Raw genomic sequence first — 23020 nt, forward strand, 5'->3', positions numbered from 1 at the left:
ACGGGGCGTGGGGCGCGCGGACCGCGTACGGGAGGGCTCGGCCTCCGGCTCCTCGGCCGCCTCCTTCTTGGCGGGGCCGGGTATGAGCTGGTCGGGCGCGCCCGCCTCGCCGCCCGCCAGACTGACGCCGAGCACGGTCGCGTACCCGACGCTGGCCACGCCGAGCACCCAGCCCAGCTTGCGGAGCAGCCGACGGCGCCCTCCGCTGCTGTCCACGAACACCGGCTCCTCGCCGGGGCCCCGGTCGGACTGCCCCGTGAGCGCCACCGGCAGCTTGACCGTTCTGTCGTGTTCATCGGATATGTGGTCTCTGTGACCACGATGCTCGTTCCGCATCGCCCCCCGTGCCCCCTGTGTCTGGAAACCGTCCCCTCTACCGAACGGGAAATCTAACGCATCAGTGCACGCATCGTGCACAGTCCTGGTTCCCCTATCCCGTGTTCACCTGAGGGGCGAGACGGAACTCACACCCCCCGAGGCGCCCTCGCGCCCTCCGGTATCGCCCTGCGCGGTGGCAGCGTCGCCCTGCGCAGCACCACCATGGACAGCGCCCGCACCCCTTCCTCCCTCCCACCCTCAGACCGCGCTCACCAGCCCATACGCACACCCAGGACCACCGGCAGGACCGCTGGCAGAAGCCCGGCCAGGACGCGGGACCCCAAGCGGGCACCCGACGCCCGAACGCGCGGGCACCGGCACGGGCGCCGGCACTGGCACGGACACAGACGCGGGTACGGACACGGATACGGACACGCGGTCGCGCCGGCAGCCGGCCGCCCAGCGCGAGGGCGACCACCCGCGAACCACCGAAAACCAGCCAGGGCAGCCTACGAGCCGAGGTAGGCCCGGCAGATCTCCCGCAGCCGCTCCGGGCCGAGCGACGGCCCGTGCCCACACAGCACCCGCGTCACGGGAAGCCGCAGCAACCGCTCCATCGTGGCGCGGTACGCCTCCCGGTCGGAGCCCGGCGCGTCGTCCAGCAGCGGCCCTTCGTAGACCACGTCCCCGGAGCAGAGGATCCCGGTGTCCCGCTCGTACAGGCCGATGGAGCCCGGCGAGTGCCCCGGCAGATGCAGCACCTCGAACCGGCGGTCCCCCAGGTCGAGCACCTCCCCGTCCGCGAGCGCCCTGGTCGGCGGGGCGGCGCGGAGGTGGTGCGCACCGGGGTCGTACCCCTCCCACGGCAGCGCCGTCAGCAGCGACTCCCCCAGCGGTGCGCCCAGTTCCGCCATGGCGGTCCGGAAGTCCTCCGGGAAGTCGGCGCCCCGGAGCGAGATCCAGGTCTCGGGCGCCCGCAGCTGTGCGGCCTCGGCCGCGTGCGCCCAGCGCTCCGCGAACTCGTGCGCCCCTCCCATATGGTCGAGATGACTGTGCGTCAGCACCAGCGCGGGCGTATGAGCGAAGAGCCGGGGGAGCCGGTCCGCCAGCGGGGCGATGCCGCAGCCGCTGTCCACCACGAGGTCCCGGTCCCGTCCGGGTATATGCCAGATGTTCGCACGGAGCAGCGGGTGGACGTGCGGCTCCGTATAGCCGGCGACACCGCCATACTCCTCGCTGAGCGTGAACCAATGGTCAACTATTTCCTCCATGCTCTCAGTGTGCGGGCGGTCTCCATCTGCTGCCCTGTTCCGGAATCCCCCCTCTCACCAGCGGTTTGAAAGCTCAGGTGATCCTCAAGTGTCTTGAGTTGCGGTCGAGTTCCCTGTCAGGCTTCCTGCTGACCGTCGCGACGGCCATCCCCCCGACCGTCGCGACGGCTGCACCGCGCGGATCCGCTCGGTCAGCCACAGCAGCACGGCCACCGCTCCCAGTACGGCGCCCAGCACGCACACGGCGGGCCATCCACCGCTCCCCCACACCACCGAGGTCAGCGCCGAGCCGACAGCGCCACCGACGAAAAAGGTGGTCATAAACGCCGAGTTGACGCGGTTGCGGGCCTCGGGGCGCAGCGCGTACACCACCTTCTGGCTGCTGTTGAGCACGGCCTGCTGGGCGATGTTGAGCCCGATGACGCCCGCGACCAGCCAGGGCAGGGACCGCTCGGCGGCCAGCAGCAGCACCCAGGAACCGGTCAGCAGCAGCACGCCGAGGCCGGAAACATGCTGCACATACCCCCGGTCGTTCAGCCGCCCCGCGAACGTCATCGTCAGCACCCCGACCACGCCCACCAGTCCGAACAGCCCGATCGACGACTCGGACCAGCCGAACGGCTCCCGGACCAGCAGGAATGTCAGAGCGGTGAGCTGGACGCTGTAGGACGCGAGGGAGAACGCGGCCATCGCGGACCGCAGCCGCAGCACCGGCTCCTCCCGCAGCAGGGCCAGGGTGGAGCGGAGCAGCGCCGGATACGACAGGCCCGACCCGCCATCGGCCGCTCGCTCCCGCACCCGTGGCAGATAGCGCGCCAGCAGCAGGGCCATCACCGCCATCAGCACGGCGTTGACCACATAGATCGTGCGCCAGCCGCCCAGCGCGGACAGCAGCCCGGAGGCGGTGCGGGCCAGCAGCCCGCCGAGCAGGATGCCGGACATCACGATGCCGACGACCCGGCCCCGCTCGCTCTCGGGCGCGAGCGAGGCGGCGTACGGCACGATCACCTGCGCCCCGACGGAGGTGAGCGCGACCAGAATCGTGCCCGCGAGCATCACCGGACCGCTGGGCGAGGCGGCGGTGATCGCCAGAAACGCGGACGAGGCCAGAAACAGGGTCACCGCCAGCCGTCGCCGGTCCCGTATGTCCCCGAGGGGCACCAGGAGCATCAGCCCCAGCGCATACCCGGCCTGGGCGGCTGTGACGATGAGCGCGGCCAGCGCCGCCCCGATGTGCAGATCCCGGCTGATCAGGTCGAGCAGCGGCTGGGCGAAGTAGTTGCTCGCGGCGGACAGGCCCGTCGCACAGGCCATCAACAGCAGGGGGCCGCGCCGGATACCGCGCTCGGGGAGCGGCTCGGCGGAGGCCGGGGCAGAGGCGGGAGTCGTGGTTGTCATGCTCTCCAGCGTCGGAGCACAGGGATTGATGAGTCCAACACATAGTTGTCATCACTTCGATCGCGTATCACGATGGATGATATGGAGCTCCAGCAGTTGCGCTATGTCATCGCGGTCGCCGAGACGGGCGGCTTCACCCGGGCCGCCGAGCGGTGCCTGATCGTCCAGTCGGCGCTCAGCCACCAGATCGCCAAGCTGGAGAAGGAGTTGGGCGCCCGGCTCTTCGAACGCACCAGCCGCCGGGTCCGGTTGACGGCCGCGGGCCGGGCGTTCCTGCCCGCCGCCCGCCAGGCGCTGGACGCGACGGAGCGGGCCAGGGCCGAGGTGGCCGCGGTCACCGGCGAGATCCGCGGTGATCTGATGCTCGGCGCCATCCCGACCATCACCGCCGTCGACCTGCCGGGCATCATCCGCGCGTACTACGACCGCTATCCCCAGGTCCGTATCCAGCTGTTCGGCGGCCGCAGCGAACATCTGGCCGAGCAGGTCCGGGACGGCCGTCTGGATCTCGCGCTGATCGGGGCCCTGCGCCACTCCGTGACCAAGGGCGTCCACGAGTACCTCCTCGCCGAGGACGAGCACGTCGCCGTCCTGCCCCCCGACCATCGGCTGGCCGACGCCGGGAAGACCGATCTGCGCCGGCTCGCGGAAGAGGTCTTCGTCGACTTCGCGGCGGGCACGGCGGCCCGCGCCCAGACCGAGGAAGCCTTCGACGCGGCAGGGCTGCAGCGGCATGTCGCCTTCGAGGTCTCCACTGTCGACTTCATTGCCTCCTTTATCCGCAATGGCCTGGGGATCGCCCTGCTCCCCAACGCCTTCGTCCAACAGCTCTCCGGTGTCACGGTGCTGCGCGTCCACGACGCGCCCGCCCGCGAACAGCGCCTCATCTGGTCCGTCTCCCAGCCCTCGCCCGCCGCCGCGGCCTTCCTGCGCGAGTTGGGGGTCTCCCCTGACGGCGGGTGAGCGCCCCGTGCGCCCCCGTAGCCACCGCCCGGCCCCGCTGGATCAGGGGCGTGCGCGGCCGGCAGCGTGTGCGAAGTGGGCGGCCACGGCATGGAACCCCTCTTTGCGCTCCCAGTGCCAGGCGGGGGTCGGCTTGTCCCGGGTCTTCCATATCGACTTCACCAGCCCATAGCTGGCCATATCCATGTCGTAGCGCCGCTCGGGCCGATGTGGGGCGTCGGGGCTGACGAAGGAGAAGGCCATCGCCGCGTAGAGCCCCAGCGCCTCGAAGACGGCCAGGGAGTGGCTCAGATACCGGGCCTGTTCGCGCTCGCTGCGCCGCAGGTCTCCCTTGATCTCCGGGGGGTTCTTCTCGAAGTCGACGGAATACCAGCCCATGCCGCCGTCCCGGGCTGCGCCCTTGTAGGTGCAACAGCCGAACTCGGCTATCGCCACCGGCTTGCCCCAGCGGCGAAAGGGCTCCAGATCCCGGACGTAGTCGGCCCGTCGGCGGTGGTAGGCGTAGTAGTCCAGGCTCACGATGTCGAACAGGCTCCAGTCGACCTTGTCTTCCGGGGCGGCTGCCGCGTAGGTCAGCCGACCGTCGAAGACGGACCTTCCGGTCCTGGCGGCCCGGGGGATGAAGCGGTCCAGACGCCGCTGTGTCTTCTCCCGGTCGTAGTTCCCGTCCAGCATGTTCCGGACCCGCTCCAGGGCGTCGTCACCGGGGACGATGCCGGGGACATAGAGCCAGAACTCGCAGCCCACGCTGAGGTGAACGCGCGCGCCCTGCCGCCGCAGCCGCTCGGCCTCCTCGCCCGCCGCGGCGAGATGCTCCAGGATCTCCCGCTCCGGACAGTCCCCCAGGCGGGGCTGGAGCCAGACGGCCAGCCCGCGCTCGGCCGCCTCGCGGGCGGTGGCACTCAGCCGCTCCACGCCACTGCCCCAGATCTGCACCGATGTGGCGTGCAGCTCCTCCTTGATCACCCGCAGGTCCTCCCGCATCCGGTGGGCCTCCCAGCCCGTGTGCGGGGTCTCACCGTCCGCGATCTCGTAGCACACTCCCCGGTGGGCCAGGCTCGACCGCCGCCCGTCCGCCCTCTCCGGCTGTGCGCTCTCCCCCCGTTGCCGCGCATCAGCCTGCCCCTGGGCGAGCAACGGGCCGGCCGCGATCCCCGCGACCGCCGCTCCAGCTCCGGCCAGGAACCGCTCCCTGCTGATGCCCCCACTGCTTTCCGCCTGCTGACGAACCCGCTCGCCACCGACAACTCGCTCACTTCGCACCGGGACCCCCACACGCCGACTTCCGTTTCCGTGTCTTCGAGTCTCCCGGCATCCACCTCGCCCCCGCTTCCCCCAACTGTCCAGAGTCCCCGGGCCAGTCGACCAGGGCACCGCCGGCCACCCGGCTGCCGCACACGAGCGGGGCCGCACAGGAGCGGGGGCGCCCAGGGGCAGGGCCGCACAGGAGCCGGGCGGCCGGAGCGGGCCGTCACGGCCGGCGAACCGTCGGAGAGGCCGGGGATCAGGAGGAAGAGGAGCTCAGGGGGTCTGCGGCGGGCCGGCGTCCCGCTCGCGCGAGCCCGTCCCACGCGACCAGCGCGAGATCGACGACTCCCATCAGCTCGTCGCACGAGGCGCCGTCCCGCGACCGGACGGAGAGGCCGAAGAGCACTGAGGCGCAGAACTCCGCCAGCCGCGCGACGTCGACGCCTTGGTCGACATCGCCGTCCGCGATGCCCTGCTCGATCCGCCTCCTGAGCGACTCGACGGTCTGCCGGCGGTCCTCGGCGAGCAGCCGCTCGACGTGCTCGTTGCCGGGGGAGCAGTTGATGGCGGCGAGCACCACCATGCAGCCGGGCGGGCTGGCGGGGTCGGTGTACGCCACGGCGTTGTCGCGCAGCATCTCCTCGATGGCCGCGCGGGCCGTGGGGGCCTCCAGCAGGGCGCGGTGGGTGACGGCGCCCTCCTCCCGCTCGTAGAGCGCGACCGCCTCGCGGAAGAGCCGTTCCTTGGAGCCGAACGCGGCGTACAGGCTCGGGGGCTTGACGCCCATGGCCTCCGTGAGGTCCCCGACCGACGTGGCCTCGTAGCCGCGCTCCCAGAACATCAGCATCGCCCGGCGCAGTGCCGCGTCCCGGTCGAAGCCCCGCGGACGGCCTCTCGCTGCCATCAGGCCCGCCCTCCATTCTTTAGCGATCGATCACAAAGCCACTTGACGTCCGAGGGTACTCCGTGAGCAAATATATAGCGATCGATAAAGAAATGAGCCCCACCGGGCCATTCCGGTGGCGGACACGGCAGAAGGAGTGCGGCAGATGAGCCTGAACGGCAAGGTGGCCCTGGTCACCGGCGGCAGCCGGGGCATCGGCGCGGCGACGGCGGTACGGCTGGCACGGGAGGGCGCCGATGTCGCGCTGACGTACGCCGGCGCCGAGCAGAAGGCGCAGGAGGTGGCGGAGGAGATCCGCGCCACCGGGCGGCGCGCGCTGGTGATCCGTGCCGACAGCGCGGACGCCGCCGAGGTCACCGGCGCGGTGGACCAGGCGGCGGCCGAGCTCGGCCGCCTGGACATCCTGGTCAACAACGCGGGGGTGTTTCCGCACGGGCCGTTCGAAGACGTCACCGTCGAGGAGCTCGATCGCACCCTGGCGATCCATGTGCGGGGCACGTTCCTCGCCTCCCAGGCGGCGGTGCGCCATATGACGGCCGGAGGCCGCATCATCTCGGTCGGCAGCAATCTGGCCGACCGCGTGCCGTTCCCCGGCATCACCCTCTACGCCGCCAGCAAGGCCGCGCTGAACGGCTTCACCAAGGGGCTCGCCCGCGATCTGGGCGGGCGTGAGATCACCGTGAACGTCGTGCACCCCGGCTCGACGGCGACGGACATGAACCCGCCGCACGGCGAGGGCGCCGACGCGCAGCGCGCGATATCGGCGACGGGCCGGTATGCGGAGCCCTCGGAGCAGGCTGCGCTGGTGGCCTTCCTGGCCGGCCCCGAGGCGGGGAACATCACGGGGTCCGCGTTCACCATGGACGGCGGCAGCAACGCCTGACCGTTCGGCGGACCCTTGCCGGGGCGGCGCCCCGGCCCGCGGAGAGCACAGGGCGGCGGGGCGCACTCGGGCGGCTGTCAGCAGGCCCCACGGAGCAGGGCCGTGTCCTCTCGTGGCAGCCAGCCGTCGTGGGGGCGGGTGCGCCAGCCGGCCGCCTCCCCCAGCTGCGCCGCCACCCGCCGCAGCACCCGCAGCCCCTCGTGGCGCAGGCCCCGCCGCCACACCAGGGAGACCGGCGCCAGGGGCACGGGGGCGACCACGGGCCGCAGCACCATGCCGTCCACGCCGGTGAAGACCTCGCTGGCGAGCACCGACCAGCCCTGTTTGCGCAGCACGCGTGCGAACTCCGCCTCACCGTCGATCTTCGGGAAGGGCGGGGCCGCCCGGATGCCGCGCCCGTCGAAGAGAGCGTGCGCGAACGACGTCCACTCGGTGGTGTCCTCGTTCCCGGCTCCCGCGTACAGCGTTTCGCCCGCCAGCGCGTCCAGCGGCACCTCCGCGCGTGCCGCCAGCCGGTGTCCGGACGGCAGCAGAACAGCGACCCTTTCGTACCGGACGAGACGGTGCTCCAGTCCGGACAGCACTCCGTGCGGCAGTCCCGCCGCCCGCCCGAAGGAGACGTCGAGCCGCCCGGCGTGGATCTCCGCCGCAGCGCCGGCGAGTCCGCTGTGGTAGCGCGCCACGAACTCCACGCCGGGGGCCGCCTCGCGCGCGGCTTCCAGTACGCACTGCCCGGTGCTGACCGGCGCTCCCACGTCGACGGTCAGCGGGCGGGTGCCCGGTGCGAAGGCGGCGGCCAGGTCGTCCTGCGCGGCCAGCACGCGCCGCGCGTACGGCAGCAGGCGCTCGCCGTCCCCGCTGAGTGCGACCCTGCGCGTCGAGCGGACGAACAGCTCCGCGCCCAGCTCGCGCTCCAGGGCGCGGACGTCGCGGCTCAGCGCCTGCTGCGCAACGTACAGCCGGGCGGCGGCGCGGGTGAAGTGCAGTTCCTCGGCGACCGCCACGAACGCGCGCAGCAGCCGGGGCGGAACGTCACCTGGAGTGGTCATCACGCGAGGCTAGCGCCGTGACCGGGATTCACAACACCAGCGCGTGGATGGACCGGCAGAAGGTGTTGGACCCCGCGGGCGGCGCGCGGCGAGGGTGTGGCGCATGCCGCGCACCTCCCGCCTCCGTTCCTACCGCCGCCTCTTCGCACCTGCGGGCACGCTCGCGTTCACCCTGGGGAACCTGCTCGCGCGCCTGCCCATGGGCATGTTCACCGTCAGCGCGGTCATCATGATCGCCGGCGTCCGCGGCTCCTACGCGCTCGCGGGCGCGGTGACGGCCTGCGGACTGGCGTGCACCGCGCTCGTCGCGCCGATGACGGCCCGGCTGGTCGACCGGTACGGCCAGGCCCGGATCGCGCTGCCCGCGACCACCGTCGCGGTACTGGGCTCCGTGTCGCTCATCCTGTGCGTGCGGTACGGGGCGCAGGACTGGACGCTGTTCGCGTCCTACGCGGTGACCGCCACCACACCCAACACGGGCGGCATGTCCCGCGCCCGCTGGGCGTACCTGTTCCCGGACGACCCGGACGCGCGGCACACCGCCAACTCCCTGGAACAGGCACTGGACGAACTGTGCTTCATGCTCGGCCCGATCCTCGCCGCCGCACTGTGCACCGGACTGTCCCCGTACGCCGGGACGCTCACGGGCTGCGTCCTGCTGCTGACCGGGATGGCGCTGTTCACCGCACAGCGCCGCACCGAACCGCCGCCGGTGCGCGACGACGGTGCCGTGCACGGCCGCGCACCGCTGCGACTGCCCGGAGTACCGCCCCTGCTGGGCACCTTCCTGGCGACCGGAGCGGTGTTCGGCTCGGTGGAAGTGGTCACCGTCGCGTATGCCGACGGGCAGGGCCACAAGTCGGCGGCGGGGGCCGTGCTCGCCTGCCAGGCGGCCGGCTCGGCGGCGGCCGGACTGGCGTTCGGCGCGCTGCGCCTGCGCGGATCCCTGGAGCGCCGCCTGCTGTGCTGCGCCGGCTCGATGGCGGCCCTGATGGCGCTGCCCCTCCTCGCGTCCGTCGCGTCCGTCGCGTCCGCCGGCGGAAACCTGACCGTCCTCGCGGGCGCCCTGCTGATCGCGGGCATGGCGACCGCACCCACCATGGTGACCGGCATGACACTGCTGCAGCATCGGGTGCCGCGGGCCCGTCTCAACGAAGGGATGACCCTCGCCGTCACCGCGCTGCTCGGCGGCATCGCCGCCGGCTCGGCGGCCGGCGGATGGGCCGTGGAGCGGGTGGGCGCGCACGGCTGGGCGTACGCCGTTCCCGCGTCGGCCGCGCTGCTGGCGGCCCTGGTCACGGCGTCGGCGAACCCCCGGGGCGACTCCGGGTCTTCCCTGATGCAGCGGACCGTCGCGCCCGGCGAGAGTGAAGGGAGCCTCCCGTACGCCCCGTCCGAGAGCAGGTGACGGTCCGTTGCATCTGTACGCGTCCACGGCGGTCGCGCACCTCAGGCTCTTCGCCTGGTCGGGGATCGTGACCGTCCTGCTCACTCGGGCCTTCCTGGCACAGGCCGGGTATCCGAAGGTGGGCGGCGGCGGCAGCGGGCTGCACATCGCTCACATGCTGTGGGGCGGACTGCTGTTGGCCGCAGCCCTTGTGCTGCTGTGCGCGCTGCTCGGGCACCGCGCCCGGCAGGCCGGGGCGGTGGTCGGCGGCATCGGCTTCGGCCTGTTCATCGACGAGATCGGCAAGCTCGTCACCGACGACGCGGGCTACCACTACCGCCCCGCAGCCGCGCTGATCTACAGCGTCTTCGCCGCCCTGCTCGCCCTTGTGTGGTGGCTGGACCGACGCACAGCCCGGGTGCCGCCCGCGAACCGTACCGCCCAGGCCGCCGACATCGCCCTGACCGCGCTGGCCCGCGGCAGCGTGACGCGGGCCGAACGGCACGCGGCGCTGCGCCATCTGGCCAGGCCGCACACCGAGATGGACGCCGCCGTGGCGGGCCTCCTCGACGCCCTTCCGGAGCGCGCCCCGCGTCGCCTGCTGCCCCGTGCCCGTGCCCACCTGGACCGCGTTGCCGCCAACCGCCGCGTGGTCTCCCTGGTCATCGGGTACACCGTGCTGCAGGGCTATCTGATCGTCGCGGGGCTCACGGCCGACGTCGTCACCGGCACCGTCGACCCGCCGATACCGTCCGAGGACACGTTTCCCATCATCGCCACCGCCGTCTGCGGTCTGATCACGCTGGCGCTGGCTCTCCGGGGCGCGTGGCTGCTGCGCCGGAACCGCCGCACCGCCCTGCGCCTGCTGCGCGCCTCCGTCCTCACGGATCTGTTCGTGGGTCAGATCTTCAATTTCGCGCTCAACCAGTTCGCCGCCGTGACGGACTGGCTGGTGGGCCTCTTCCTGCTGTGGGTGCTCAGCTGCGTGCTCACACCCGAGGCGAGTAGTGCTGCGGAAGGTCCCGCTCCGCCAGCGGGGGCAGATTCCGCGCAGGGGTCTCCACCAGGGCCTGGCGCCCCCGCGAGCGGCCCGCCTCCCGGCGCCACGCCGCCCGTGCCCGCGGGTGGTAGCGCCGCTCGAACGGCACCAGCTTCCAAGCCCGGTGAACGGCCCGCCCCAGCCTGCGCAGCCGTCGTTCGTCACGCACCGTCCATACGTAGCCGAGCCGCCGGCGCACCGCGGGAGGAAAGAGCCCGACCGTGAGCCAGAGGGTGGCCCGCGCCTGCGGACCGCGCAGCGCGCGCCACACCGCGTCGGGCAGCAGCCGCAGGGCGGGCGGCTTGGCGAGCCGGCGGAGGTCGAGGACGTCCCGCGCCTGCCGGGTGTCCTCCAGCACTTCCTCGGCCATGCGGTCCCAGTACCGCTGGAAGTCCTCCCAGCTGTCCGGCACCGGCCGCATGCTCATGCCGTACAGCCGCCACCACCGCACGTGCTCGTCGAAGAGCCGGCGCTTGTCCGCCTCACTCAGCCCCGGCCCCAGCCGGTCGCCGACGAGCACGGTCAGCATGAAGAAGGTGGCGTGCGCCCAGTAGAAGACCTCGGGGCGCAGCGCGTGGTACGGGCGCCCCCGCGCGTCGGTGCCCTTGACGGTGGCGTGGTAGCCGCGCACCTGGCGGGCGGTCTCGGCAGCCCGCGGCCCGTCGTAGACGACGCCGTCGATCGGGTAGAGCGAGCGCAGCAGCCGCTGCCAGCGCTCCTCGAAGAAGCGCGAGTGCTCGGCGACACCTGCGGCGAGCTGCGGGTGCATGTTCTGCAGGGCGCCGGACCAGGGCGCGAGCAGCAGACCCCGCCAGTCCCCGAAGTATCTCCAGGTCAGCGAGTCGGGGCCGAGTGGCTCGGGCGGTCCGGGCGGCTCGGACGGTTCACCGGGCATGGCACACACGCTCCCTCCGGCTCCGGGGAAGGCCAGTGGCGGGGCAGCCGCGCACATACGACGAAGGCGAGGGGCCCACGCACTTCGTGGGCACACCTCGCCTGTCGTCCTCGTGGAGATGGCGGGAATCGAACCCGCGTCCAACGGAGCGGAAGAAGGGCTTCTCCGAGCGCAGTCTGCTGCGATTTTCTCGGCCCCGGAGATCACGCAGACAAGTCTCCGACGGGCCCAGTCACTGTTCGATGTCCCGGCAGACCCCGTGACCGGGTCTACACGGTGAGTCCCCTAGCTGATGCCAGACACCGGGACGGGAACGGCCCCGGGCTGACACTTCGCAAGTCGCTGCTTAGGCAGCGAGGGCGAAGGAATCGCGCTTTTGGTTGGCGATTATTTTTTTGCGGCACATGGTTAACGAGATCATTGCCGCGTTCCTCGGCTCGCTTCACCTGCTTCGACATCCGCTGTCGAAACCGATCATCCCCCTGTTGAGTTAACAATCAGCCGACCCGCGGGCCGTACTGTGACCATGGTACGGGACCGGACCGCCACCGTGCCAACCCATTGTTCACCGGGACGGCACCGGAGCCCCGCTACCGCGCTCCGGCCCGCTGCCGCCGGCGGGCCGCCGACACCGCGCGGTCCGCCTCCCGACGGTCCTGCTTCTCCCGCAGCGTCTGCCGCTTGTCGTACTCCTTCTTGCCCCGGGCCAGTGCGATCTCGACCTTGGCACGGCCCTTGAAGAAGTAGAGCTGGAGGGGCACCAGCGTCAGGCCCGTCTCCTGGAGCTTGCCGACCAGCTTGTCGATCTCCGCGCGGTGCAGCAGCAGCTTCCGCTTGCGCCGGGCCGCGTGATTGGTCCACGTCCCCTGCGCGTATTCCGGGATGTGCACGTTGTGCAGCCACGCTTCGCTGCCCTCGATCTGCGCGAAGCCGTCGACCAGGGAGGCGCGGCCCTGGCGCAGCGATTTGACCTCCGTGCCCGTGAGCACGAGACCGCACTCGTAGGTGTCCAGGATGACGTAGTCGTGCCGGGCTCTCTTGTTCTGCGCGATGAGCTTCCGTACGTCCTTGTCGTCCTTGGCCTTCGCCTTGGTCCGCGTCGTCTTCATCTTCGCCATAGCCCGGCCAATCCTCCCCTACGACCGGGCCTCCAGGCCACTCAATACCGTGCGGGCCCGGTCGGTGGCCTTGCTCCGGGAGTCCACGGACAGGTCCGGCGCGATGCCCTCGCCCTCCACGTCCCGCCCGGCGGGCGTCGTGTACCGGCCGACGGTCAGCTCCGCGACGGAGCCGTCCGCCATCCGGCTGGGCACCTGCACGGTGCCCTTGCCGAAGGTACGAGAACCGACGACCACGGCGCGGCCCCGGTCCTGCAGCGCCCCGGTCAGCAGCTCGGCGGCGCTCATCGTGCCGCCGTCCACCAGGACGACCACGGGGCGGTCCGTGTCGCCGACGCCCTCCGCGGCGTACAGGGCACGCTGGGTGCCCCGGTCGTCGTACGTGGCGACCAGGCCGCCGTCGAGGAAGGCGGAGGCGGCGGCGACCGACTCGTCCACCAGACCGCCCGCGTTGCCCCGCAGATCGAGGACGATACCCGCGTCCTTCGGTGCCTGCTGCGCGACGGCGTCCCGCACCCGCTTCCCAGTGCCCTTGGTGAACGAGCTGACCTTGATCCTCGTCACCCCGGACCCCAGCTGGTCGACGCTGACCGGCTCGCTGGCCAGGCGCGTACGGACCAGGGTGCGCTGCCACTCGTTCGAGCCGCGCCGCAGGCCGACGGTGACCTCGCTCCCCGGGCGGCCCGGCTCGGCGTCGCCGGTGCGGGAGCCGCGCAGCCGCGTCACCACCTCGGTCACCGGCAGTCCCGTCACCTTCCGCCCGCCGACAGTGCGCAGCCGGTCGCCCGGACGGACGCCCGCACGGGCGGCGGGGCTGTCCGGTTCGACGCGGTCCACCTCCACGACGGAGGGCTCGGCCGCCTCGCGGGCACCTGCGGCCCGCGGGCCCGTACCGTCCGTGCCACGGTCTGCACGGTCCGCGTCCCGCCGGCGCGGAACCCTGTCGCCTCCGGCCTTGCCATGCACCTGGCGTACGGAGATACCGACCCCTACGTATGTGCCGTCCAGGTCCTGCCGTACGCCCTCGTACTCCCGTGCCGAGTAGGCGGCCGACCAGCGGTCGCCGCTGCGGCTCACCAGCTCGGCGGCGTCGCCGGAGGTCCTGTCCCCCGCGCCGTGCCGCCGGCCGCCGCGGTAGCCCTCCGGGCCGCCGTGCGCCTCGCCGCCCCGGGGCCCGTCACCCGCGCGGTCCGGCACTCCGCCGTCCAGCGCGAGGCGGCCCGTGGCACGGGACGCGGCGTCCGTCGTATCGGCGCCGGTGCCGGGGGGGCGGCGCGCCTCGTCTCCCCAGGAGCCGGTGGCGGCGCCCGTGACAAGGACGCTCGCGAAGACCAATGTCAGGGCGGCCCCGCGGCGGATGCGGCGGGGCGGAGCGGAGAACCACGAGCCCGACATGGATCGGAGTCTAGGCCAGAGACCGGCGCCGCACGGGGCGTTGACCGTACCGCTCACGCGGCAAGTGTCACACCTTCAGGTACTTGCGAAGGGTGATGAACGCCGCCACGGCCGGCATGAGCACCCCCACGGCGATGATGAACGGCAGCACCTTGATGACCGCGTCCCAGCCGATGAAGTTGATCAGCACGATCTTCTGCTGGAGCCAGTTGTTGATCAGGAAGTACTTGCCGCCGACCAGCAGCACGCAGGCGAAACCGGCACCGATCAGGCCCGCGAGCGCCGCCTCCAGGATGAACGGGAGCTGGATGTAGAAGCTGGAGGCACCGACCAGCCGCATGATCCCTGTCTCCCGGCGCCTGCTGAACGCCGACACCCGCACCGTGTTGACGATCAGCAGCAGGGCCACGACGAGCATCAGCGCCATCACACACAGAGCGGCGATGTTCATGCCATTGAGGAGGTTGAACAGGTTCTCCAGCAGGCTCCGCTGGTCCTGTACCTCCTGCACGCCCTGTCTGCCGGAGAACGCCGTCTGCAGCACCTGGTACTTGGTGGGGTCCTTCAGCTTGACGCGGTAGGACTCCTGCATCTGGTCCGGTGTGAGGGAATCGGCCAGCGGAGAGTCCTTGAACTGCTCCTTGTAGTGCTTGTACGCCTCGTCGGCCGACTCGTAGTAGACCTTCTCGACGACGTCGAGCTTGTCGAGGTCGGCCTTGATCTCCCGTTTCTGCTGCTGGGTGACGGGGCCCTTGGCGCAGTTGGCGTCGCTGGAGGCGTCGTTCTTGTTGCAGAGGTAGATGGAGACCTGGACCTTGTCGTACCAGTACCCCTTCATGGTGCTGACCTGCTCGCGGGCGAGCAGGGAACCGCCCGCCAGGGCGAGCGAGAGGGCGACCGACACGATCACCGCAAAGGTCATCGTGAGATTTCGACGGAGACCGACGCCGATCTCCGACAGGACGAACTGGGCGCGCATGGCGTCCTTTCTGTGCGGGAGCTTGCTGAGCGGCCCGGCCCGCGCCCCGGCCACCCGGCCGGTACGGGCAGCGGGACCGGCGTCTAGTGCTGGTAGCCGTAGACACCGCGCGACTGGTCGCGCACCAGGCGGCCCGTCTCAAGCTCGATCACGCGCTTGCGCATCTGGTCGACGATCTGCTGGTCGTGGGTGGCCATCACGACCGTCGTTCCGGTCCGGTTGATCCGGTCGAGCAGTTTCATGATGCCGACGGACGTCTGCGGGTCGAGGTTGCCCGTCGGCTCGTCGGCGATCAGCAGCATGGGGCGGTTGGCGAACGCGCGCGCGATGGCGACACGCTGCTGCTCACCGCCGGACAGCTCGCCGGGCATCCGGTCCTCCTTGCCGCCCAGCCCGACCAGGTCCAGCACCTCGGGAACAGTCTTGCGGATCTGACCGCGCGACTTGCCGATGACCTCCAGCGCAAAGGCGACGTTCTCACCGACCGTCTTGTTGACGAGCAGCCGGAAGTCCTGGAAGACGGTGCCCAGCTGGCGGCGCATGTGCGGCACCTTCCAGTTGGACAGCCGGGCGAGGTCCTTGCCGAGCACGTGCACCTGCCCGTGACTGGCCCGCTCCTCGCGCAGAATAAGCCGCAGAAAGGTGGACTTGCCGGAGCCGGAGGAGCCGACCAGGAAGACGAACTCGCCGCGCTCGATCTCCAGCGACACATCGCGCAGGGCGGGGCGGTTCTGCTTGGGGTAGGACTTCGAGACGCTGTTGAATCGGATCACGGATACACCACGTCGACCTGGGTAGGGGCAAACCCGGAGCCGCGGCGCGGCCTCCGGGAGCGCCCCCAGCGTTCACTGGGGGGCAGTGTGGGCGACCATACGCGAAGCGGAGCGCACCGCGCAGTCGGGCTCAGGGGTTGGTCCGGTACCAGGCGGTTTGCGCGCTGGCCACCAGCGCTTTTCTGCGGTAGGCCGCGACACCTGGCAGAGTGGATATAAGAACCCCTGGGGAACGCATGACTCCCGGGTGGCGTTGGCGCGACTGAGGAGGAGTTCGCATGACATGCGACCGACTGGTGTGTGCCAACTGCGCGGGCCCCGTCAGCGAGGGCCGCTGCGCTGTGTGCCGCGCCCATCGCGAGCGCCTGCACCGTGAGTCGTCCTTTGCCGGCCTCTCGCCCGCCGCACTCGCCGGACTGCTGCTGACCCTGATAGCGGTGGCCCTGCTGGCGCAGCGAGTGGCGACAGCGTAGCCCTCAGCGCACAGGCGACAAGGGCCGGGAGCGCTGCGCTCCCGGCCCTCGCCCGTGCTCCGTGTGTGCTCGTCGTGCGTATGCGGTCGTCCGGCGGCTGCCTCAGGCCGCCGAGCGACGGGCCAGCACGCGCGGCACCAGCCGGAAGCCGATCCCGCCCGCGATCATCGTCGCGGCGCCGACCAGCAGGAAGGTGGTCTCGGCCGCACCGGTGTCGGCCAGCTCGTCCTTGTTCTGCGAGCCCTGCGGCTGGCTGTCCTGCACCGGCTGGCTGCCCGCGCTGTCGGGGTTGGTGCCCCCCTCGCAGTTCACATCGGTGCCGTCCAGCTCACAGGTGTCATCGCCGCCGCTGCCGCTACCGCCGACAGTGGCCGGCTGCTCGCCGCCGCCACCGCTGCCGCCGGAGCCGCCGCTGTCGCCACCGTTGCCGCCGGAGCCGTTGGCGCTGCCGCCGTTGCCGCCGGAGCCGCCGTTGTCGCTCCCGTTGCCGCCATTGCCGCCGGGACCGCCATTGCCACCGTTGCCGTTGCCGTTGCCGCCGTTGCCGCCGGGACCGCCGTCGTCCCCGCCGCTGTCCCCGTTATCCCCGTTGCCCCCGTTATCGCCGTTGTCGCCGTTGCCACCGTTGTCGCCGGGGCCTCCGTCGTCGCCGCCGCTCACGGTGTCACCACCGATGTCATCGCCACCGATGTCATCGCCACCGATGTCGTCACCGCCGATGTCGTCACCGCCGATGTCATCGCCACCGATGTCATCACCGCCGATGTCGTCACCACCGGAGGTCGGTCCCTCGGTGCCGCCGCCATCGTCCTCGCCGTCGACCGCCTTGGCGGAGATGCCGGCGTCCTTGGTGTCACTGTCGCCCAGGCCCGCAGCCTGGGCGGCGCCCGCTGCGGTGAGCGAAGCGCCGGCGGCGAACACCGCACCGGCAGCCAGGCGCGCAACACGCAGCCGCGTCTTCGAATTGGTCATGTGCCAACTACCCCCAGTAGCTGTCTCGTCTATGGGCAGCTATGCGCCGGGATCATTGACCGCGTCGGGCTTCCCTCTTGCCGCGCGTACACTCCGGCCACTGTCATAGGCATGCCGAGCCAACAGCTTTCCCAGTTTTCACACCGTCGTCAAGCGAGTGCGGAGCGAAATGCGCAGGGGGCGGCACCATGTCGACATGCGGATTTGCCGCACGGGCGGAACCAGCCACAGGGCGGCCGCGGTGCGGGGAATTCCGGCCAGGAGCAGCCCCGGCCGACGGGCGCGGAACAATGGCCGGAATCCATCGGGCACGCTCAGTCCTGTGTCTGCTCCTGCTGCTTGCGCCAGCGGATGCCGGACTCCAGAAAGCCGTCGATGTCGCCGTCCAGGACGCCCTGCGGATTGCCGACCTCGTGCTCGGTACGCAGGTCCTTGACCATCTGGTAAGGGTGCAGCACATAGGACCGCATCTGGCTGCCCCAGGAATTGCCGCCGTCGCCCTTGAGCGCGTCCATCTTGGCCTGCTCCTCCTCCCGGCGATGGGCGAGGAGGCGGGCCTGCATGACGCGCATGGCGGCGGCGCGGTTCTGGATCTGGGACTTCTCGTTCTGGCAGGAGACGACGATCCCGGTCGGGATGTGCGTCATACGGACCGCCGAGTCCGTGGTGTTCACGGACTGGCCGCCCGGCCCGGAGGAGCGGAAGACATCGATCCGCAGCTCGTTCTCGGGGATGTCGATGTGGTCGACCTGCTCCACGACCGGCAGCACCTCGACCCCGGCGAAGGAGGTCTGGCGGCGGCCCTGATTGTCGAACGGCGAGATCCGCACCATACGGTGCGTGCCCTGCTCGACGGAGAGCGTGCCGTACGCGTACGGCGCCTTCACGGTGAAGGTCGCGGACTTGATGCCCGCCTCCTCCGCGTAGGAGATGTCGAACACCTCGGTCGGGTAGGCCCTGCGCTCCGCCCAGCGCAGGTACATGCGCATGAGCTGCTCGGCGAAGTCCGCCGCGTCCACACCGCCCGCCTCGGCCCGGACGCTGACCACCGCCTCGCGCGGGTCGTACTCGCCGGACAGCAGGGTGCGGACCTCCATCTCGTCCACGACCTTGCGCACGGCCTCCAGCTCGCCCTCGGCCTCGGCCCGCGTGTCCGCGTCACCCTCGCTCTCGGCGAGCTCGAACAGCACCCCGACATCGTCGATGCGCCCCCGCAGCTCCTGGACCCTGCGCAGCTGGCCCTGGAGGTAGGACAGCCTGCTGGTCACCTTCTGCGCGTTGTCCACGTCGTCCCACAGATCGGGGGCCGCCGCCTGTTCCTCAAGCGCGGCGATGTCCGACCGCATCTTGTCCAGGTCAAGAACGGCCTCGATCGACTCCATGGTGGAGGTGAGGGACTTCAGCTCTTCGGATACATCGACGACTGCCACGCCTCCAGCCTAACGGCACCCGGGCCCGCCCCCGGGGCCGCGTACGCGCCCCGGGCCCCGGGGCCGCGCCCGTACGCCCGCTCAGCGGCCGGCCGGGTACTCCGCCGACGGCCTGGGCAGCGACCCCGTCTCCCCGTCGGACGTGGCCAGCCAGCCGCCCACCGCGACGACGACCCCCACGCCCACACCCGCCGCGACGATCTTGATGCGCCGCCTGCGCTCCGCCTCCCGGTGGTGCCGGGCGGATCCGGCGCGCCGCTCGCCCGCGGTACGCGGCGTGCGCGCTGTGCCGTGCGCGCCGCCCGCCAGCTCGTCGGCACCGGGCACCCGCATGCTCGTGTGCGTGTCCCGGTTCGCATCCGGGCCTGCCCCGCTGTGCACCAGCGGGACGGCGGGGCCCGCGCTCTCGTGGGACGACGGGGCGGCCGGCGCCGCCGGGCCGGGGTCCTCCCCCGCGGCCGCCGCGTCCGGCTGCTCGTCGATGTCGAGCGGCGGCAGCCCGGCCACCGCGGGCAGCAGCTCGTGCAGCCGCGCTGCCAGCTCCGCGGCGCGCAGCCGCGAGGCCGGCGCCTTGGCCAGGCACTGGTGGATGAGCTGCCACAGCTCGTCCGGGATGCCCGGAAGCGGCGCCACCGACTCCGTGACGTGCCTGCGCAGCACCGCGCCCGGGTGGCCGCCGCCGAACGGGGTGAACCCCGCCAGCAGTTCGTACAGCACCGTGGCGAGCGCGTAGATGTCCACGGACGCGCGCGGCGGAAGCCCCTCGACGATCTCCGGCGCGAGGTAGTCGGGGGTGCCGATGATCGAGGTGGCGCGGGTGCGGCTCGGCGAGTCGATGAGCTTGGCCACGCCGAAGTCCGTGAGCAGGGCGGGCGGCGCGCCGCCGGGACCGGTGGGCGCGAGGGCGTCCAGCAGGACGTTCTCCGGCTTCACATCCCGGTGCACGATTCCGGCCGCGTGCGCCGCGGCCAGCGCGTCGGCGACATCGGCGGCGATGGCGACGGCGGCCTGGGGCGCGAGCCGCCGCTCGTGCTCCAGGCGGGTGCGCAGATCGGTGCCGCGCACCAGGTCCATCACGAGGGCCAGCTCGCTGCCGTCCACCACCAGGTCGCGGACGCCGACCACCCGGGGGTGGTCGAGGCAGAGGAGCGCGCTGCGCTCCTGCACGAAGCGCTCCACCAGGTCCTGGTCGGCCGCGAGGTCCTCGCGGAGCAGCTTGACGGCCACGTCCCCCTCGGGACCCGTGCCCAGCCACACCGTGCCGGCGCTGCCGCGGCCCAGGATCTGGTGAGCGGTATACCGACTGCCGATCTTCCGTGCCATAGCGACAAAGCTACGCGGCGCGGACGGGGTTAGGAGCGCCGGATGCCGCGAACTGTCACTTCTGTGGGGGAAATCCCGGGTCAGAAGTCGATAAATCTCCGGAGTCGGCGCCGCCGCGGGCGCCGGGTTCCGGCCAGGGCACCCCTAGGGATCTAGTTCCCGCTGACGAGGTCCCCGGCCTTGTCGAACAGGTCCTTCGTCGACTCCCAGAAGCTCTTGCCCTCGGCCCACCACTCGGGCACGGGCGTGAAGTTCCAGATGAGCACCCCCGCCACCACGGCGATCACGACGAGGAAGAGACAGCCTTTCAGACAGCCGAGCCCCGGGATCCGCATCGGGTTCGCGCTGCGCTGCCGCGGCTCGCGCTCAGGACGCGGCTCCCGCTGCGGGCGCTGCCGCTCCTCGCGGCGGGCCGGCTCCTGGTGCCGGGGCGGGGGCTGCACCGGCCGCTGCTGCTGACCGTACTGCTGGCCGTACTGCTGCTGGCCGTACTGCTGCTGTCCGTACGGCTGCTGACCGTACGGCTGCTGACCGTACGGCTGCTGCTGGGGCGGCGGCCCCTGCGGGGGCTGCTGCGGCGGAGCGGAACGGCGCTGCGGACGGCGGCGCAGCGGATCGAGGTTCGGATCCATGGGCTGCAGCTGCGTCTGCTCGTTCCGGTCCCGGGCCGCACGCAACTGGTTCTCCCAGGGGTGCGGACCGTCCGCCTGCGCGGGCTGCTGGGGCGGCGGCTGCGGCGGTCCGCCGGGAACCGGCGGCATGGCCTGGGTCGGGGCCGCGTTCGGGTGGTTGCCCGGGCCCCCGCCGTGGCCCTCGGGGCCGGGGGTCTGCGGCAGCACGTTGGTGGGGGCCGCCGGATCGTAGCCAGCGGGGCCGCCCGGACCGCCGGCGCCCGCGCCGTGCGGCAGCGCCTGGGTGGGCTGGGCGTCGGCGCCGCCCCCGCCGCTCTCCGGCACGGGGGCGGGCGTCGGGTCGGGCACGAGCAGGGCGGCCACACCCATCGCGGCACCGGCCGCCTGGGGCGTGGCGCCCGCGCCGATGCCGCCGGCGACCGTACGCAGCGCGTGGGCCAGGTTGACGGCGCTGGGCCGCTCCTCGGGCCGCTTGCGCAGACAGCGCTCCACGACGGTCCACACCGGCTCGGGGAGGCCGGCGGGGCGCTCGGGTTCCTGGGCGAGGTGCTGGTGCAGTACGGCCAGCGCGCTATCCCCGTTGAACGGCGGGCGGCCGGTGAGCAGTTCGTACAGCATGATGCCCGCGCCGTAGATGTCCACGGCGGAGGTCTGCGGGCGCCCTTCGGCGGACTCGGGCGCGACGTACGCCGGGGTGCCGACGAACTCCTGGGTGCGGGTCAGTCCGGGCGAGTCGGCCAGCCGGGCGATGCCGAAGTCGGTCAGCATCGGGCGCATGCCGTTCTCGTCCTCGGTGAGCAGGACGTTCGCGGGCTTGAGGTCGCGGTGCACGACGCCGTCCGCGTGGCTCGCGGCGAGCGCGTCCGCCACCTGCGCGGTGACCAGACAGGCGGCGACGGGTGTGAAGGGGCCGTTCTCGCGCAGATAGCGGTGCAGGTCGGGACCCTCGATCAGGTCCATGACGAGGGCGAGCAGGTCGCCCTCGACGACGAGGTCGCGGGTGCGCACGATGTTGTGGTGCGTCAGGCGGAGCAGGACGGAGCGCTCCCGCAGGAAGCGCATCACCACATCCGCGTCGTTGGCCAGCTCCTCCTTGAGGACCTTGATCGCCACGGTCTCGCCGGGCTGCCCGGCCACCGCCGCCTCGGCCCCCGCCGCCTCGTGCTGGCGGGCTCGCCAGACGGTGCCCGTAGCGCCGCGTCCGAGCGGCTCTTCGAGCAGGTACTTGCTGCCTACCGGCCGCACCTCATGCGCTCCCTGGTCTCGTACTGCAATCCTGCCCAGAATAGTGCTGCCCCACGGGGCTGTGACCGGCCGCGCGCGTACGGGAAGGCGCGGACGGCCGACGGGCCCCCTCGGGAAGACGCGTGACACGAACGGCTGGTTGCCGTCGCTGGGCTGTCGCGGCCCCGTCCCGAGTCTGCCACTGAAAGAGAACGCTCTGAAACGAACGGTGGTCAGTCACCGGTACGGTGTCCCCTCATCGACTCCCGTATTCACCTGGTCACTCCCCGGCCATTTACGGATAATTCCCCCGACGTAACGGACAGCGCGGGTCCCCTGGCAGTGCCCGGGCTGTGGCTCGGCCCCCTTGCGCGGGGTACCGGCCAATCAAGATCATTGAGGTGGCGCAGACGGGCACGGTGTCAGTGCCGGGTGCGAGTATGCATCCAGCACCACGAGCAGTGGACAAGTGAGTGCCAGCGCGCTGGCACGGCGGGGTGGGCGGCCCGCCGGGCGCACGGCGCGGACGGGACCTGGAGGGGCCGATGCAGATCCGGCTGACGGTCGCCCTGGCGCCGCGCGGCAGCGCGCGCGGCGCGGGGGGCACAGCGGCGCCCGGCGGGGCGCCCGAGGGGCACGCGCACGTGCTCGTGACGGCCCCCACGGGCACGGTCCTCGCCGCGATAACGGGCGCGCTCGCGACGACGGCGGCCGCCGCTCTCGCCCACGGGCCGGCCCCGGGCCCCGCGGGGGCGCCCGTGGCCGCGGCGGGCGAGCAAAGCGCTCAGAGCCCCGCCCAGGAGCCGGTGGTGGTGTATGCGGGCACCCAGCGCCTCGATCCGCACCGCCAGATCATCGGCCAGCCCCCGCTGCTGGACGGCGCCACGGTCTCGCTGCACGGCCCGGTGACGCCCGCGGCCCTGCCCGCGCACGGCGCCGCCGTCTCCGCTTACGGCTCCGCGAAGGCCCGTCTCCATGTCGTCGCGGGCCCGGACGCGGGCGGCATCCATCTGCTCCAGGGCGGCAAGGTCCACCTCGGCCGCTCCGCCGAAGCCGACGTCCCGCTGGACGACCCGGACGTCTCCCGGCTGCACTGCGCGGTGACGGTCACGGACGGCGGCGCGGTCACCGTCACGGACCTCGGCTCCACGAACGGCACGGCGATCGACGGAACCCGCGTCGGCCCCCAGCCCGTGCTCTTCCGCCCCGGCTCGACCCTCCGGATCGGCGAGACCGCGATCCGGCTGGAGGGCGCCGGAAACGGGAAAGGGGCGGAGGTCGGGACCAGTGCCGGGGTCGGGGTCGGCACCGGGTTCGGGGCCGACGCCGGAGCCGGGGCCGGGGCC

General features: G+C 72.0%; 19 protein-coding genes, 1 other RNA gene and 1 pseudogene. 5 read left to right on the top strand and 16 right to left on the bottom strand.

What is annotated here, in order from left to right:
* The 3 genes and pseudogenes from G5C65_RS09010 to G5C65_RS09020 form a co-directional block, all read right to left on the bottom strand.
* Window positions 1-216 (bottom strand): annotated as a pseudogene (locus G5C65_RS09010) (hypothetical protein); the annotation flags it as partial.
* 611 nt (window positions 217-827) lie between these two features.
* Window positions 828-1589: an MBL fold metallo-hydrolase gene (locus G5C65_RS09015; RefSeq protein ID WP_165298197.1), complete on the bottom strand. Its 762-nt coding sequence runs from the start codon at window positions 1587-1589 to the stop codon at window positions 828-830.
* 84 nt (window positions 1590-1673) lie between these two features.
* Entirely contained in the window at window positions 1674-2987 is a 1314-nt protein-coding gene (locus G5C65_RS09020) for an MFS transporter (RefSeq protein ID WP_241265661.1), read from the bottom strand.
* An 81-nt stretch (window positions 2988-3068) separates the two neighbouring features.
* On the opposite strand from G5C65_RS09020, the gene G5C65_RS09025 reads away from it, so the two are divergent.
* Window positions 3069-3950 (top strand): LysR family transcriptional regulator, encoded by an 882-nt coding sequence (locus tag G5C65_RS09025; protein WP_165298212.1) that lies wholly within the window; start codon window positions 3069-3071, stop codon window positions 3948-3950.
* A 42-nt stretch (window positions 3951-3992) separates the two neighbouring features.
* Here G5C65_RS09025 and G5C65_RS09030 read toward each other — a convergent pair whose 3' ends face one another.
* Both G5C65_RS09030 and G5C65_RS09035 read right to left on the bottom strand, forming a co-directional pair.
* Entirely contained in the window at window positions 3993-4991 is a 999-nt protein-coding gene (locus tag G5C65_RS09030; protein WP_338146290.1) for an abortive phage infection protein, read from the bottom strand.
* Window positions 4992-5454: 463 nt separating this feature from the next.
* On the bottom strand, window positions 5455-6102 hold the full coding sequence (locus G5C65_RS09035; RefSeq protein ID WP_165298198.1) for a TetR/AcrR family transcriptional regulator: 648 nt from the start codon (window positions 6100-6102) through the stop codon (window positions 5455-5457).
* A 145-nt stretch (window positions 6103-6247) separates the two neighbouring features.
* Here G5C65_RS09035 and G5C65_RS09040 point away from each other — a divergent pair, with 145 nt between their 5' ends.
* The gene (locus tag G5C65_RS09040; RefSeq protein ID WP_165298199.1) at window positions 6248-6985 is read left to right on the top strand and encodes a 3-oxoacyl-ACP reductase family protein; all 738 of its coding nucleotides are present in this window, start codon (window positions 6248-6250) and stop codon (window positions 6983-6985) included.
* Between the two features lie 77 nt (window positions 6986-7062).
* Here the strand turns inward: G5C65_RS09040 and G5C65_RS09045 are convergent, their stop codons facing one another.
* Window positions 7063-8034, bottom strand: a complete 972-nt coding sequence (locus G5C65_RS09045; protein ID WP_165298200.1) for a LysR family transcriptional regulator — start codon at window positions 8032-8034, stop codon at window positions 7063-7065.
* A gap of 103 nt (window positions 8035-8137) precedes the next feature.
* Here G5C65_RS09045 and G5C65_RS09050 point away from each other — a divergent pair, with 103 nt between their 5' ends.
* Complete coding sequence (locus G5C65_RS09050; protein WP_165298201.1) at window positions 8138-9442, top strand: MFS transporter; 1305 nt, start codon at window positions 8138-8140, stop codon at window positions 9440-9442.
* A gap of 968 nt (window positions 9443-10410) precedes the next feature.
* Here the strand turns inward: G5C65_RS09050 and G5C65_RS09055 are convergent.
* From G5C65_RS09055 to ftsE, 6 genes are all read right to left on the bottom strand, one after another.
* Window positions 10411-11355 carry an oxygenase MpaB family protein gene (locus G5C65_RS09055; protein WP_206441421.1) on the bottom strand — a complete coding sequence of 315 codons (945 nt, stop codon included), beginning with the start codon at window positions 11353-11355 and terminating at the stop codon, window positions 10411-10413.
* A 110-nt stretch (window positions 11356-11465) separates the two neighbouring features.
* Window positions 11466-11837: a transfer-messenger RNA gene (ssrA, locus tag G5C65_RS09060) on the bottom strand.
* Window positions 11838-11945: 108 nt separating this feature from the next.
* Window positions 11946-12464, bottom strand: a complete 519-nt coding sequence (gene smpB, locus G5C65_RS09065) for an SsrA-binding protein SmpB (RefSeq protein ID WP_165298214.1) — start codon at window positions 12462-12464, stop codon at window positions 11946-11948.
* Between the two features lie 27 nt (window positions 12465-12491).
* Window positions 12492-13868: a S41 family peptidase gene (locus G5C65_RS09070; RefSeq protein ID WP_165298203.1), complete on the bottom strand. Its 1377-nt coding sequence runs from the start codon at window positions 13866-13868 to the stop codon at window positions 12492-12494.
* 67 nt (window positions 13869-13935) lie between these two features.
* Entirely contained in the window at window positions 13936-14847 is a 912-nt protein-coding gene (gene ftsX, locus G5C65_RS09075; protein ID WP_165298204.1) for a permease-like cell division protein FtsX, read from the bottom strand.
* An 83-nt stretch (window positions 14848-14930) separates the two neighbouring features.
* The gene (gene ftsE / locus G5C65_RS09080) at window positions 14931-15620 is read right to left on the bottom strand and encodes a cell division ATP-binding protein FtsE (RefSeq protein ID WP_165298205.1); all 690 of its coding nucleotides are present in this window, start codon (window positions 15618-15620) and stop codon (window positions 14931-14933) included.
* A gap of 278 nt (window positions 15621-15898) precedes the next feature.
* Between ftsE and G5C65_RS09085 the strand changes: the two genes are divergently transcribed.
* Entirely contained in the window at window positions 15899-16093 is a 195-nt protein-coding gene (locus tag G5C65_RS09085; protein WP_165298206.1) for a hypothetical protein, read from the top strand.
* 102 nt (window positions 16094-16195) lie between these two features.
* Here G5C65_RS09085 and G5C65_RS09090 read toward each other — a convergent pair whose 3' ends face one another.
* The 4 genes from G5C65_RS09090 to G5C65_RS09105 all read right to left on the bottom strand — a co-directional run bounded on the left by G5C65_RS09090 (window position 16196) and on the right by G5C65_RS09105 (window position 21695).
* Window positions 16196-17065, bottom strand: coding sequence for an LPXTG cell wall anchor domain-containing protein (locus G5C65_RS09090; protein WP_165298207.1), 870 nt, complete (start codon window positions 17063-17065; stop codon window positions 16196-16198).
* Between the two features lie 314 nt (window positions 17066-17379).
* Window positions 17380-18495 carry a peptide chain release factor 2 gene (prfB, locus tag G5C65_RS09095; RefSeq protein ID WP_165298208.1) on the bottom strand — a complete coding sequence of 372 codons (1116 nt, stop codon included), beginning with the start codon at window positions 18493-18495 and terminating at the stop codon, window positions 17380-17382.
* Between the two features lie 81 nt (window positions 18496-18576).
* The gene (locus tag G5C65_RS09100; protein ID WP_165298209.1) at window positions 18577-19818 is read right to left on the bottom strand and encodes a serine/threonine-protein kinase; all 1242 of its coding nucleotides are present in this window, start codon (window positions 19816-19818) and stop codon (window positions 18577-18579) included.
* 152 nt (window positions 19819-19970) lie between these two features.
* Entirely contained in the window at window positions 19971-21695 is a 1725-nt protein-coding gene (locus tag G5C65_RS09105; protein WP_165298210.1) for a protein kinase domain-containing protein, read from the bottom strand.
* A 452-nt stretch (window positions 21696-22147) separates the two neighbouring features.
* On the opposite strand from G5C65_RS09105, the gene G5C65_RS09110 reads away from it, so the two are divergent.
* A partial coding sequence (locus G5C65_RS09110) for an FHA domain-containing protein (protein WP_420903295.1) occupies window positions 22148-23020 on the top strand: 873 nt, incomplete at its 3' end.

This window comes from Streptomyces boncukensis (assembly GCF_011045075.1).
Taxonomy (GTDB): Bacteria; Actinomycetota; Actinomycetes; order Streptomycetales; family Streptomycetaceae; genus Streptomyces; species Streptomyces boncukensis.

Excerpts from the sequence above, each read along its gene's own strand:
- G5C65_RS09015 (WP_165298197.1), bottom strand. The coding sequence starts at position 1,589 with ATGGAGGAAATAGTTGACCATTGGTTCACGCTCAGCGAGGAGTATGGC.
- G5C65_RS09020 (WP_241265661.1), bottom strand. The coding sequence starts at position 2,987 with ATGACAACCACGACTCCCGCCTCTGCCCCGGCCTCCGCCGAGCCGCTC.
- G5C65_RS09025 (WP_165298212.1), top strand. The coding sequence starts at position 3,069 with ATGGAGCTCCAGCAGTTGCGCTATGTCATCGCGGTCGCCGAGACGGGC.
- G5C65_RS09035 (WP_165298198.1), bottom strand. The coding sequence starts at position 6,102 with ATGGCAGCGAGAGGCCGTCCGCGGGGCTTCGACCGGGACGCGGCACTG.
- G5C65_RS09040 (WP_165298199.1), top strand. The coding sequence starts at position 6,248 with ATGAGCCTGAACGGCAAGGTGGCCCTGGTCACCGGCGGCAGCCGGGGC.
- G5C65_RS09045 (WP_165298200.1), bottom strand. The coding sequence starts at position 8,034 with ATGACCACTCCAGGTGACGTTCCGCCCCGGCTGCTGCGCGCGTTCGTG.
- G5C65_RS09050 (WP_165298201.1), top strand. The coding sequence starts at position 8,138 with ATGCCGCGCACCTCCCGCCTCCGTTCCTACCGCCGCCTCTTCGCACCT.
- G5C65_RS09055 (WP_206441421.1), bottom strand. The coding sequence starts at position 11,355 with ATGCCCGGTGAACCGTCCGAGCCGCCCGGACCGCCCGAGCCACTCGGC.
- smpB (WP_165298214.1), bottom strand. The coding sequence starts at position 12,464 with ATGAAGACGACGCGGACCAAGGCGAAGGCCAAGGACGACAAGGACGTA.
- G5C65_RS09070 (WP_165298203.1), bottom strand. The coding sequence starts at position 13,868 with ATGTCGGGCTCGTGGTTCTCCGCTCCGCCCCGCCGCATCCGCCGCGGG.
- ftsX (WP_165298204.1), bottom strand. The coding sequence starts at position 14,847 with ATGCGCGCCCAGTTCGTCCTGTCGGAGATCGGCGTCGGTCTCCGTCGA.
- G5C65_RS09085 (WP_165298206.1), top strand. The coding sequence starts at position 15,899 with ATGACATGCGACCGACTGGTGTGTGCCAACTGCGCGGGCCCCGTCAGC.
- G5C65_RS09090 (WP_165298207.1), bottom strand. The coding sequence starts at position 17,065 with ATGACCAATTCGAAGACGCGGCTGCGTGTTGCGCGCCTGGCTGCCGGT.
- G5C65_RS09100 (WP_165298209.1), bottom strand. The coding sequence starts at position 19,818 with ATGGCACGGAAGATCGGCAGTCGGTATACCGCTCACCAGATCCTGGGC.